Source organism: Kitasatospora sp. NPDC057965 (assembly GCF_042887135.1).
In the GTDB taxonomy this organism is placed as follows: domain Bacteria; phylum Actinomycetota; class Actinomycetes; order Streptomycetales; family Streptomycetaceae; genus Kitasatospora.
This window is the reverse complement of the sequence record NZ_JBHVPZ010000042.1, coordinates 51,073-63,404: the sequence shown is the minus strand read 5'-3', so window position 1 is coordinate 63,404 and position 12,332 is coordinate 51,073. Positions and strand designations below refer to the sequence as shown.

Sequence of the window (12,332 nt, the reverse complement as noted above, 5' to 3'; positions counted from 1 at the left end):
CTCCGCCTTCGGGGACAAGCGCACGCTCTTCGACGAGGTCGTCGAGACGTACGGGCAGAGCTTCGGGAGCTTCGTGGCGGTCGCCCTCCAGGAGGAGGCGACCGCCCGCGAGGCCTTCGCCCGGGTCCTGCGCGAGGCGGCCGCCGTCTACACCGATCCCGAGCACCCGGCCGGCTGCCTGGTGATCAGTGCCACCACCAACGTCTCCCCGAAGGACGACGACGTGGCCGACGCGATGCGGGAGCTGCGGCGCTCCAACCTGGACGGCTTCCGGGAGCGCGTCGAGACGGACGTCGCGGCCGGGCGCCTCCCCGCGGGGACGGACGCCCACGCGCTGGCCGTCTACTACGCGACCGTCGTCCAGGGGATGTCCCAGCAGGCCAGGGACGGGGCCTCGACGGCGGACCTGGAGGCGGTCGCCGAGCTGGCGATGGCCTCCTGGCCCGCCGTCTGAGGCCACGTCCGCGGCCCTCCCCTCAGCGGAGCGCGGGCCGGCTCACCGCCCGGCCCCGGCCGGTTCGCCGAGGATCTCCAGCACGGCGCAGGTCCAGTTGAAGCCGCCGCCGACGCCGACCAGGAGCACCCGCTGCCCGGCCGTGAGCGCGCCCTCGCGGCGCAGGTGGTCGAGTGCGCCGAACTGGTCGCTCGCGCCCACGTGCCCGGTGCGCAGGCCCCACCGCCAGGTGGTGCGCTCCAGCGCCACGCCCAGCGGGTCCAGGCACTCGTCGTGCAGCAGCTCCCGGCCGAAGTTGGGGGTCAGCACGTGGTCGGCGTCGGTGATCGCGATGCCGGCCTCGGTGGCCGCGGTCTCCGCCGCCCGCCGCAGACCGGTGGCCATCCGCTCGGTGATCTCATCCAGGCCGATCAGCTTCGCGAACTCCAGGGTGCGGGCCTTCAGGTTGACCGGGTGGTGGGCCGGATCCGGATTGGGCCGGAACGCCAGGTTCCCGCGCTGCATGCCCTCCAGCTCCGGGTCGTTGGCCGTGGCGATCGACAGCACCCGGGCGAACCCGGGGTGGCGGGTGAGCACGGCCGCGCTCGCCCCGTCGCCGAAGACCAGGCCGGGGCTCGCCGTCCAACGGTCCCAGACCGGCTCCGCGAAGCGGTCCGACGCGGTGATCAGCGCGGCCTCCCGCGAGGGGCCGGCGGCCAGGAAGGCGGCGGCCAGCTCCATGGCGCCGACTGCCCCGTTGGAGAGCTGGTGGACTTCGAAGGAGACGCCGTGTCCACCAAGCACCCGGTGCTGCAGGTAGGAGGCCGCGTTCCAGCCGTCCAGTCCGCTGTAGCCGGCGACCGCGTGCAGCAGCAGGGCGAACTGCTCCGCCCGCAGGCCGGAGTGGCGCAGCGCGGCGGCGCCGGCCTCGACCGCCATGTCCGGCTGGGAGTCCCGCTCGCCGGCGATGGCGACGCTCACCTGCCCGGTCCGGCGGCGCACCGCCGGGTCGTACCGGCCGTCGGCCACCGCCCGGTCGACCGGGGTGGGCTCGGGGTAGTGGGAGCCCACCCCGCCCAGGAAGAGGTTCTGGTACTTCATCGGGTCGCTTCCCCCTCCCGGCCGCCGTCGGCGGCCGTGCCCAGGACGGCCAGTTCCTTGGCCGCGGTGGCGAGTTCCTCGTCGGTGAGGTCGTTGACGAACACCGCGGAGCCGATGCCGACCGGCAGCGGCAGCCGCTGGGCGCCGTCCCGGTGCCGGACCGTCTCGGCGAGCGCCTCGGACAGCAGGCCGGGCTCGCAGAAGCGGTGCCAGACCGGGAGCCGCAGCGTCCGCAGCACGCCGATGATCCGGTCGCGGTCGGCCGGCGTGACCAGGCCCCGCCGGGCGGCGACCAGGGTGGTCAGCGCCATGTCCACGGCGACCGCCTCGCCGTGCAGCAGCTCGGGCAGCGCGGCCATCTCGATCGACGGGCTGAACGAGTGCCCGTAGTCCACGACGCGCTCCAGCGTCTGCTCCCAGAGGTTGGGCTGGAGTTCCTCCAGCATTCCCTGCACGGCCCGGCGCAGCACCTCGCGGGCCGCGGCCTCGCTCTCACCGGAGCGGCCCTGCAGCCGCTCGGCGAGCAGCGTCGCGCCGTGCTCCTCCAGCAGGTCGAACAGCCGCCGGTCCTTGATCAGGCCGATCTTGAGGATCTCGGCGAGGCCGTTGCTGATCTGCCGGTCCTCCTGGGTGGCGATGAAGGAGCGGTCCAGCAGCGCGACCGCCGGGGGCTCGTAGGTGCCGAGCCGGTTCTTGTGCCGGCCGAAGTTCACGCCGGTCTTGGCGCCGATCCCGGCGTCGATCAGGCCGACCAGGGTGGTGGGCACCCGCACGTACGGGGTCTTGCGCCGGTAGAGGCTGCTGGCGAGTCCGACGACGTCGAGCAGGACGCCGCCGCCGATGCCGATGACGGGCTCCCGGCGCCGGTCGATGCCGAAGGCGTCCAGCTCGTCGAAGATCCGGAAGACGGCGTCGGAGGTCTTGTTCTCCTCGGTGGCTTCCAGGACGCACAGGTGGCCGGTGATCCGGTGGAAGTCGAGGTACTCGCGGATGCGGTCGCCGTAGAGCCGGTCGACCGTGGCGTCCACCACCAGGAAGCGGCGGGAGGTGTCCGCGCCCTCCGGCGCGCCGGCCCGGGCGAGCGCCGGGTTGTCGAAGTCCAGGACGCCGGGGGTGACGGCCACTTGGTAGCGGACCGGCTTTTCGCACTCCACCGTCCAGGTGCTCGCGGGTGGCCGCGACAGATCGGTGTCGAACGGTGACGAGGTGAGCTGGTGCGGCACGGTGTGCTCCTTCGGTGCGGTGCAGGTGGGCGGTGCGGGTCGCCGGTGCGCTTTGCCGGTACCGCGTGCGCGGTCAGTGCTGGTACTGCGGGGTGGCGGCCCGGTCGGCGACCAGCCGGCGCAGGGCCTGCTTGTCGGTCTTGCCGACCGCCGTCTGCGGCAGGGTGTCGACGACCCAGAGCCGCTCGGGCAGCTTGTAGGCGGCGATGCCGCTCGCGGTGAGCCGCCGCACGGCCTCCCCGGTGGTGAGGGTGCGGCCCTCCCGCAGGACCACGAAGGCGCCGACCCGCTCGCCGAGGTCGGGGTCCGGGTAGGGGACGACTGCGGCGTCGGCGATCTCCGGCAGTTCCGCCAGCAGGTGCTCGATCTCGTCGGCCGCGATCTTCTCGCCGCCGCGGTTGATCACGTCCTTGATGCGGCCGACGACCACGAGGTTGCCCGCGGCGTCGCGGCGCACCACGTCACCGGTGCGGAACCAGCCGTCGGCGGTGAAGGCGGTCCGGTTGTGCTCGGGCGCCCGGAAGTAGCCGCGCGGGGTGTACGGGCCGCGGGTCAGCAGTTCCCCCGGCTCGCCGGCGGCGGTCTCCTCGCCGTTCGCGCCGATCACCCGGATCTCGTCGTGCGGGCTCATCGGGCGGCCCTGGGTCTCCTCCACGGCCCACCGGGAGTCGTCCGGCCTGGTGTAGTTCAGCAGGCCCTCCGCCATCCCGAAGACCTGCTGGATCCGGCAGTCGAGCACCTGGGCGGCGCGGCGCACGGTCTCCGGCTCCAGCCGTTCCCCGCCGACCTGGACCACCCGGAGCGAGGGCAGGTCGATCGAGGTGAGTTCGGCCGACTCCATCCAGCGCCGCAGCACGGCGGGGACGGCGGCGAGGTGGGTGACCTCGTGCGTCTTGATCGCGTCGAACACCGCGGTCGGCGACGGGGAGGCGACGAACACCGCCTGCCCGCCGGAGGCGAGGGTGCCGAGCACGCCGGGACTGCCCAGTACGAAGTTGTGCGCGGCCGGGAGGGCGGCGAGGTAGACCGTCCCGGTGTCGAACCCGCAGACCGCCGCGCTGCCGCGGAAGTTGTACTCGTAGTCGTTGTGGGTCCGGGCGATCACCTTGGGGGTTCCGGTGGTGCCGCCGGAGAGCAGGAAGAGGGCGACGTCCGAGGGGTCGGGGTCGGGCAGGGCGGCGGGCAGGACCGGCGGGGAGTCGAGCAGGGCGTCGAGATCGGTCTCGGTGCCGGCCTCCTCCTCGCAGCCGGCTATCAGGAGGCGGCGGATGCTCGGGACCTGCTCGGCGACCCGGCGGGCCTGTGCGGCGTGGTCGTAGCCCCGGGTGGTGGCGGTGGTGGCCAGCGCCACCGCCCCGGTGTGCCGGCCGAGCGCGACCAGCTCGCGCTCGCGGTGGGCGGGCAGCAGCAGGACCGGCGCGACCCCGATCCTGGCGCAGGCCAGGACCAGCAGCACCAGCTGGTGGCAGTTGGGGAGTTGGACGAGCAGGTTGTCGCCCGGCTCCAGGCCGAGCACGGTGAGGTTGGTGGCGGCCGATTCCACCCGGGTGGCCAGCTCCCGGTAGGTGATCCGGGTGGTGCCGTCCACCAGGGCGGTCCGGTCGCCGTACCGGGCGGCCCACTGCTCGGGCAGCCGCCCCAGGGGCAGGCCGCGCCAGTAGCCCTCGGTCCGGTAGAGCTCGGCGAGCTCGGGTGGCCAGGCGGTCGCTCCGTGACGCATCTTCGGTTCCTTCCAGGTCTGTTCGGGGCCGGGTCCGGCGGACCGCCGCCGCACCGCGCGGTCGTCGGCGGGGCGGGGGTCCGCCGGACCCGGCCGGGTGGGGGGAGGATCAGGCGGCGACGGCTTCCACCGGCTGCTGCTCCTGCTCCGGCTGCTGCTCCTGGGCCGTCTCCGTCGCCGGCTCCGGCTCGTTCGCCTCGGCGGCGGCCGAACGCTGCTCGATCAGCCGCTCCGCGAGGTAGCCCGCCACCGAGGTGACGCTCGGGTGGTTCCAGAGCAGCGTCGCGGGCAGGCTGAGCCGGAACCGCTTCTCCAGGCTCCGGCGCACCGTCATCGTCATCACCGAGTCCAGGCCCATCTCGGTGAGCGCCCGGTTGACGTCCAACTCCTCCAGGGAGACCCGGAGTTCACCGCCGACCTGGCGGCCGACCTCGGTGACGAGCAGCTCCCGGAGCGGCTCCGGGGCGAGCCCGGCGCCGAACTCCTCGGCCGGATCGCCGTCCTGGCCGCCGCCGGCCGCGCGGCCGAGCTCTCCCAGGCCGCTGAGGATCGGCAGCGGCCCGGTGCCCTCCGGCAGCCGGACGGTGCGCAGCACGGCGAGGTAGGGCTCCTGGTAGCTGCTGGCGAACTCCCAGGCCCGGAAGGCGTCGGTGACCGAGATGTCCCCGACGCCCCGGTCGGCCAGCTCGGCGTCGACCACCTTGTTGACGGCCATGCCCATCGCCCGCCAGGACGTCCAGCCGAGGCTGACGGTGTCGCCGGCGCCGGCCGCGGCGCGGTGCCGGGCGAACGCGTCCAGGAAGGAGTTGGCGGAGGCGTAGCTGGCCTGGCCGGTGAGCCCGAGCTGGAGGCCGATGGACGAGAAGAGGGCGAAGAAGTCCAGGGTTCCGGCGGGGAACAGCCCGTCCAGGACGAGTGCGCCTTCCACCTTGGGCCGCATGACGTCGGCCAGCGACCGCCGGGTCAGGCCGTGCAGCATCCGGTTGTCGAGGACACCGGCCGCGTGCACGATGCCGCGGATCGGCGGCAGGCCCAGCGCCTCCGGTTCGGTGAGGATCTTCGCGGCGGCCTGGTCGGTGATGTCCAGCTCCAGCACCCGGACGGTGACGCCGAGGGCCTCCAGGTCACGGACGGCGGTGATCCGCCGTACCGTCTCGGGCTCGGTCTGGGCGTCCCAGCGGTGGCGGGGCGGCAGCCCGCTCCGGCCGGCCAGGACGATCCGCCGGGCACCCCGGCCGGCCAGCCAGGTCGCCACCTCGGTGCCGAGCGTGCCGAGGCCGCCGGTGATGAGGTAGGTGGAGTCCGCGCGGCAGTTGAGCGGTGCGCGGTCCGGTTCGGCCGACAGCTCGGCCAGCCGGGCGGCGAGCACCGCGCCGTCGCGGACCGCGAAAACGTCCGGTTCGGGCCGGGTGCGGACCAGGTCGGCCAGCTGCCCGGCGCCGAGGTCGGCGGCGGTCGGGTCGAGGTCGACCAGGCCGGCCCACAGCTCCGGCTGCTCACCGGCGATGATCCGGCCCAGACCCCACAGCGGGCCCTGGGCGAGGTCGGTGAGGGCCGTACTCTCGCGCGCGCCCACCGTCACGCCCCACAGCCGGGGGGCCGGCGCACCGTACTCCTGGGCCAGCAGCTGGGCCGTCCTGGCGAGTTGCCAGGCGTTGTCCACGGCCGTCCCGGCGATGTCGCCCTCCGGGACCTCGGCGACCGGCAGGACGAGCAGGGCGTCGTCCGGGCCGAGTTCGTCCATGGCCGCCGGGAGTCCGTCGAGGTCGGCGACGGCGACCGGGCGCACCCGCTCCGCCTCGAACGCGGCGGCGATCGCGGCGCGGGCCCGCGGGCTGCCGCCGAGCAGGCCGACCGCGCGCAGTCGGGCGCCGCCCTCCGGCTCCGACTCGACGGGCTCCCAGGCGAGTCGGTGCACCAGGCGGCGCGGGCTGACCGCGGCCCCGGCGTCGCCGTCCAGCTTGCCGAAGCGCAGTTCGCCCAGCCGCCCGGACACCGTGCCGTCGTCCTCGACCACCACGGCCTCGACGGTGTCGCCGTCCGGGGCGTCGGTGAGGCGAACGTGCACCGTCGTCTGCCCACCGAGCCGTCCGGGCATCTCGACCCGGCCGATCCGGGCCGGCATCCGCAGCGTCGGCTCGCCCGCGAAGAGCAGCGGGGCGAAGGAGAGGATCGCGTCCAGCAGCGAGGCCCAGGCGTCGGAACGCCCCTCGCCGTCGCCCGCCGGTGCGACCCGGGCGATCAGCTCGCGCTCGCCGCGGTCGAGCGAGACGATCCGCCAGTCGAAGCCGACGTCCGCGACGCCGACCTGGTGGAGGTGTTCGACCACGGCCTCCGGCCGCAGCGCCTCGGTGCAGCGTGCGCGGGCCGCGGCCAGGTCGGGTACGGCCGCCGCGGCGGCCGGTGCGACGGCCCGGGCGGTCGCGTGGGAGGTCCAGCCGAGGCCCTCGTCGTCCTCGGCGCCGTCGCCGGTCGGGCGGGAGGCCAGCCGGACCATCCCGTCCTGGGCGACCACCTGGATGTCGCGCGGCCCGGTGACGGCCACCGGGACCCGCAGGTCCACGTCGGTCAGCGCGCCGTGTTCGCTCGCGGCGGCGAAGGTGCTGATGAGCACCGCGGCGGGGACGACCTCGACGCCGTGGATCGGGTGGCTTCCCGGGTAGGGCCGGTTGCCGTGGTCGAGGTAGGTCTGCCAGAGCCGCACCGAGGAGTCGCCGGCCAGGGCCAGCCGGCCGCCGAGCAGGGTGCTGGACTCGATCCGGTGCCGGCCGGAGCCGCTGCCCGCCGGTGTCGAGGGGGTGCGCCAGAACCGCTTGTGCTGCCAGGCCGTGGTCGGCAGGTCGACCAGGGTGCCGTCGGGCTGGAGCGCCGTGAGGTCCACGGCCGCGCCGTGGGCGTGCAGCGCGCCGACGGCGAGCAGCAGAGCCGGGGCCTCCGGCTGGTTGCGCCGCAGCGTGCCGGTGGTGAACGCGTCGTCGTGGCCGGCCTCGGCCAGCGCCTCCTTCACCGAGTGCACGATGACCGGGTGGGCCGAGACCTCCAGGAAGAGCCGGTGCCCGTCCTCGGCCGCCGCGGCGACGGCACGGTCCAGGCGGACGGCGTTTCGCAGGTTGGCGGACCAGTAGTGCCCGTCGCGCACCGTCGTGGAGCGCGGGTCGGCGAGCGCCGTGCTGTACACCGGGATGCGCGGCGCGGCGGGCACCAGGTCGGCGACGGCGGCGACCAGCCGGTCGAGCAGCGGGTCCATCTGCGGGCTGTGGAAGGCGACGTCGGACGCGACCTCGCGCACCGTGCGCCCGGCCGCGCGCCAGCGCTCGGCGTGCGCGGCGACGGCCTGCGGGGTCCCGGCGACGACGGTCGAGCCGGGGGAGGCGGCGATCGCCGCCACGGCGTCCGGGGTGCCGGCCAGCTCCCGGTCGGCCTCGTCGAACGCGAGGTCGACCAGGGCCATCGCGCCCAGGCCGGCGACCTCGCGCAGCAGCGCGGAGCGGCGGCAGATCAGCCGGGCGCCGTCCTCGCGGGAGAACACCCCCGCGACCACGGCGGCGGCGATCTCGCCGACCGAGTGGCCGATCACGGCGGCCGGGCGCACGCCCCGGGCCTCCAGGGCGGCGGCCAGGCCGATCTGGACCGCGAAGATCATCGGCTGGATCACATGGGTCTCGTCCAGCGGCCCCTCCAGCAGCACCCGGCGGGGCGAGAAGCCCATCTCGGCCCGGTAGATCGCCTCCACCTCGTCGATCGCCGCGGCGAACCCGGCGTCCGTCTCCAGGAGTTCACGGCCCATGCCGAGCCACTGCGAGCCGTGGCCGGAGAACAGCCAGACGGCGTCCCGGGCCGGTCCGGACGACGCGGCACCCTCGACGACGGCCCGGTCCGGCTCGCCGGCGGCGGTCTTGCGCAGGGCCTCGACCAGGCCGGCCCGGTCGGCGGCCACCACGGCTGCGCGCCGGCCCAGGTGCGAGCGGCGGTGCAGCAGGGTGTGCGCGACGTCCGCCTGGGCGGCCTCGGACCCGGCGCCGGTCAGCCAGTCGGCGAGCTTCGCCGCGTTGGCCCTGAGCCCGGCCTCGGTCACGCCGGAGAGCGCGAACACCCGTTCCCCGTCGAAGGGTTCGGCCGCCGCGGACCGCCCGGCGGCCGGGGTCGGGGCCTGCTCCAGGACGGCGTGCGCCACGGTGCCGCCGTAGCCGAAGCTGGACACCCCGGCCCGGCGCGGGCCCTCGCCGCCCGGCCACTCGGTGGTCTCGGTGACGACCCGCAGCCCCGAGGTCTCCCACGGGATGTCCGGGTTGAGCTCGGTGATGTTCGGGGTGGCGGGAATCCGGCCGTGGACCAGCGCCAGGACGGCCTTGATGACCCCGGCGACGCCGGCACCGGCCTCCAGGTGCCCGATGGTGGGCTTGACCGTGCCGATCAGGCAGGGATCGTCGGGGCCGCGGTTCTCGCCGAACACCCGGCTGAGCGCGCCGACCTCGATCGGGTCGCCCTTGCGGGTGCCGGTGCCGTGCGCCTCGACGTAGCCGACGCTCTGCGCCGCCACCCCGGCCTGCCGCAGCGCCTGCCGGGCGACGTACTCCTGCGCCTCCCCGTTCGGCGCCATGATGCCGGCCGTCCGGCCGTCCTGGTTGACCGCGGTGCCGCGCAGCACCGCGAGGATCCGGTCGCCGTCGCGCTGGGCCTCGGAGAGCAGCTTGAGCACCAGGACGCCCGCGCCCTCGCCGCGCCCGTAGCCGTCGGCGGCCGCGTCGAAGGACTTGGAGCGGCCGTCGGAGGAGGTGGCGCCCGCGGCGTCCAGCACCATGGTGAGGCCGGGGCCGGCCATCACGTTCACGCCGCCGGCGATCGCCAGGGTGGCCTCGCCGGTCCGCAGGCTCTGGCAGGCGAGGTGCAGGGCGACGATGGACGAGGAGCACGCGGTGTCCGCGATCAGGCTCGGGCCGCGCAGGTCCAGGGCGTAGGAAATGCGGTTGGCGACCGCGCACATGGAGGCGCCGATGCCGCTCCACGCCTCGATGGCGGGCAGGTCCTCCAGCATCTGGCGGCCGTAGTCGTCGGAGCCGACGCCCATGAACACCGCGGCGTCGGTGCCGGCGAGCGTGTGCGGCGGCAGGCCGGCGTTCTCCAGCGCCTCCCAGGCGACCTCCAGCACAATGCGCTGCTGAGGGTCCATCAGTTCGGCCTCGCGCGGCGTGACGCCGAAGAACTCCGCGTCGAACGCGGCGGCGTCGGCGAGGAAGCCGCCCTGCGAGGTGGTGGAGCGCAGCGCCGCCGCATTGCGCGGATCGAGTTTCTCGTAGTGCTCCCAGCGTTCGGCCGGGACCTGGCCGATCGCGTCCTGCCCGTTCACCAACAGCTGCCACAGCTGCTCGGGGGAGTCGACTCCGCCGGGCAGCCGGCAGCTCATGCCTATGACGGCCACCGGCTCCGCGCCGGATTCGGGCCTGCCAGAGAAGGGAATTGTCGCCATGAGCGCCTTGACCTTTCGTAGACGAGAGCGCCCGGCGGCCCCGGACAGCACTGGCCGGGACCTCGGCCGCCCGGGATCTTCCGGACGTGAGCGCAGGAGCACCTCGACCGCTCCGACCCGAAGCCGACGGGGCGGAGCGTGGGTGATGCGTACGAAGGATCGTGCCCTGAGGGCAGGAAAGCCTCGGCCAGGTGGCGACCAAGGCTCGGTCAGGACGGGCGAACGCGCTGGTCGCAGGGGGCGGCGAGCCCGCGGGCCGGTGGCCGGCGGCGCGATCTGCCGCTTTTCACTGTGTTTGTGTGCTTTTTTCCGGGCCGGTGAATTCCTAGATGCCTAATCCGGCGGCGATGTCGCGGGCTCCGATCGACCGTTGTCAACAGGCCGACCTAGCATGGCGATCGAGTTATCTCGTCGGCGCGGACGGGGCCTGCCACGAGGAAAGACGACCGAGGAGCAAGGGGGGGATCGTGCCGATGGACGAGTACGCTCGCGCGGCCGGACCTGATCGGGAATTCCGGGACACCGGCCCGGGGGGTCCGTCGGAACCGCTCAACTTCTCCCTGCTGGGCCCGCTGGAAGTCCGGCGCGCGGGCCGCGACATCACCCCGCGTGCCCCCATGCAGGCCCGGCTGCTCTCGCTGCTGCTGCTGCACGCCAATCGGGTGGTGCCGTTCAGATCCGCCATCAACGAATTGTGGGAATGGCCGCCGAAGCTGGCCAGGAAGACGATCCAGACCTATGTCTACCAACTCAGGACGGCGCTCGGGCCGATCAACGAGGTCACCGGATCGCCGCTCATCGAAACGGTTCCGGGCGGATACTGCATTCGGATCGCCGACCGCCAACTGGATCTCCGGCGGTTCGGCCGGCTGGTCGCCGAAGGGCTGTGCGCACGGGACATCGGGGAGAATCTGCGGGCCGCCGCGGTGTTCCGCGAGGCGCTCGACCTCTGGCGCGGCGCGCCGCTGGGCAACATCGAGTTCGGCCCGGGGGTGTCGGCCCAGCTCGGCCTGCTGGAGGAGCAGCGCACCACCATCCTGGAGGAGCGGCTGGGCATCGACCTGCGACTGGGTCGGCACCGCGAACTGGTGGGCGAGCTCAAGGCGCTGGCCCGTCAGCACCCGACCCACGAGGGGTTCTGCGCGCTGCTGATGGAGGCCGGCCGCCGCACCGACAACCCCGGGCTGGCCCTGGAGGCCTACCACGAACTGCGCCGCAACCTCGTCGAGCAGCTCGGGCTCGAACCGTCCCGACGGCTCCAGCAGCTCCAGCAGGACATCCTGAACTGCGTCCCGGCCGAGACCGGCCGGCGGACCGCCCCCACCGCCGCGCAGCCCGCCGTCGCCCCGAGCGAACTCCCCTCCGGCATCGCCGACTTCACCGGGCGTCGGGAGGCGCTCGGACACGTCGAGTCCGTTCTGGGCGCGCCCGCGGCCGGCTGGGCGGCCCGGACGGTGGTGATCGTCGGCCAGCCCGGGATCGGCAAGTCGGTGCTCGCCGTCCAGGCCGCGCACGCCCTCAAGGAGCGCTTCCCGGACGGCCAGTTGTTCATGGCGCTGCACGACCGGGTCGGCGGACCGATCGGACCCGAGGACGCGATCGCCCGGATGCTCGGGTCCCTCGGGCACGCGCCCGCCGACCTGCCCGCCGACCCCCACGAGCGGGCCACGCTGCTGCGCACCACCACGGCCGGGCGCAAGCTGCTGATCGTCCTGGACGACGTCGACTCGGTGGACCAGGTCCTCCCGCTCGTCCCGGGGAACCCGGAGTCGGCGGTGATCGTCACGGCCCGGAACCGGCCGATCGGGCTCTCGGCGCACAGCACGATCGAACTCGGGCCGCTGACCGAGCAGGAGAGCGTCGACCTGCTCGCCGGGATCGTCGGAGCGGACCGGATCGCCGCCGAGCCGACCGACAGCGCCCGGCTGGTCGGGCTGTGCGACCGGTTGCCGCTGGCGATCAGGATCGTCGGGGAGAAGCTGCTCGCCCGCCGGGCCTGGCGGGTGCGCAAGCTCGTCCAGCGGCTGTCCGAGGAGCACCGCGTGCACGAGGAGCTGAGGGTCGGCCCGTTCGACCTCGGCGCGCGGCTGGACCACGCGGCCGGGCGGCTGCGGCCCGAGCACCGGGACGCGCTGATCCGGCTCTGCCGGCTCGGCGACGGGGGGTTCGACCTGGAGGCCGCGGCCCGCACGCTCGGGATGGACCTGCTGGAGGTGGAGGAGCCGGTCGGCGCCCTCGTCGCGCACCACCTGCTCCAGGTGACGGTCGACCGCTCCAGCCACGACGCGCGGTTCCGGTTCCCGCCGTTGACCCGGCTCCACTTCGACAACGCCGCGGTGGCCAAGCCCTTTCTGCACCTCGCCGGCTGAGGCCGTACGCCCGCCCGTC

Annotated in this window: 6 protein-coding genes; 2 read left to right on the top strand and 4 right to left on the bottom strand. The window is 74.4% G+C overall.

Annotation, left to right across the window (positions count from 1 at the left end; translation table 11 throughout):
* Positions 1-454, top strand: a 454-nt coding sequence (locus ACFVVU_RS35700; RefSeq protein WP_387794014.1) for a TetR family transcriptional regulator C-terminal domain-containing protein, incomplete at its 5' end; no start/stop codon positions are given.
* Positions 455-496: 42 nt separating this feature from the next.
* On the opposite strand, the gene ACFVVU_RS35695 is transcribed toward ACFVVU_RS35700, so the two are convergent.
* From ACFVVU_RS35695 to ACFVVU_RS35680, 4 genes are all read right to left on the bottom strand, one after another.
* Complete coding sequence (locus tag ACFVVU_RS35695) at positions 497-1,534, bottom strand: ketoacyl-ACP synthase III family protein (protein ID WP_380681915.1); 1,038 nt, start codon at positions 1,532-1,534, stop codon at positions 497-499.
* Complete coding sequence (locus ACFVVU_RS35690) at positions 1,531-2,757, bottom strand: sedoheptulose 7-phosphate cyclase (protein WP_380681914.1); 1,227 nt, start codon at positions 2,755-2,757, stop codon at positions 1,531-1,533. Before ACFVVU_RS35690 ends, ACFVVU_RS35695 begins: the two co-directional genes overlap by 4 nt.
* A 73-nt stretch (positions 2,758-2,830) precedes the next feature.
* The gene (locus tag ACFVVU_RS35685) at positions 2,831-4,477 is read right to left on the bottom strand and encodes a (2,3-dihydroxybenzoyl)adenylate synthase (RefSeq protein WP_387794013.1); all 1,647 of its coding nucleotides are present in this window, start codon (positions 4,475-4,477) and stop codon (positions 2,831-2,833) included.
* A gap of 109 nt (positions 4,478-4,586) precedes the next feature.
* Complete coding sequence (locus ACFVVU_RS35680; protein WP_387794012.1) at positions 4,587-9,944, bottom strand: beta-ketoacyl synthase N-terminal-like domain-containing protein; 5,358 nt, start codon at positions 9,942-9,944, stop codon at positions 4,587-4,589.
* A 473-nt stretch (positions 9,945-10,417) separates the two neighbouring features.
* Between ACFVVU_RS35680 and ACFVVU_RS35675 the strand changes: the two genes are divergently transcribed.
* Positions 10,418-12,313 carry a BTAD domain-containing putative transcriptional regulator gene (locus ACFVVU_RS35675; protein ID WP_380681911.1) on the top strand — a complete coding sequence of 632 codons (1,896 nt, stop codon included), beginning with the start codon at positions 10,418-10,420 and terminating at the stop codon, positions 12,311-12,313.
* Positions 12,314-12,332 lie beyond the last annotated feature (19 nt).

Coding starts and splice junctions, on each gene's coding strand:
- ACFVVU_RS35675 (WP_380681911.1), top strand. CDS start 10,418: ATGGACGAGTACGCTCGCGCGGCCGGACCTGATCGGGAATTCCGGGAC.
- ACFVVU_RS35685 (WP_387794013.1), bottom strand. CDS start 4,477: ATGCGTCACGGAGCGACCGCCTGGCCACCCGAGCTCGCCGAGCTCTAC.
- ACFVVU_RS35680 (WP_387794012.1), bottom strand. CDS start 9,944: ATGGCGACAATTCCCTTCTCTGGCAGGCCCGAATCCGGCGCGGAGCCG.
- ACFVVU_RS35695 (WP_380681915.1), bottom strand. CDS start 1,534: ATGAAGTACCAGAACCTCTTCCTGGGCGGGGTGGGCTCCCACTACCCC.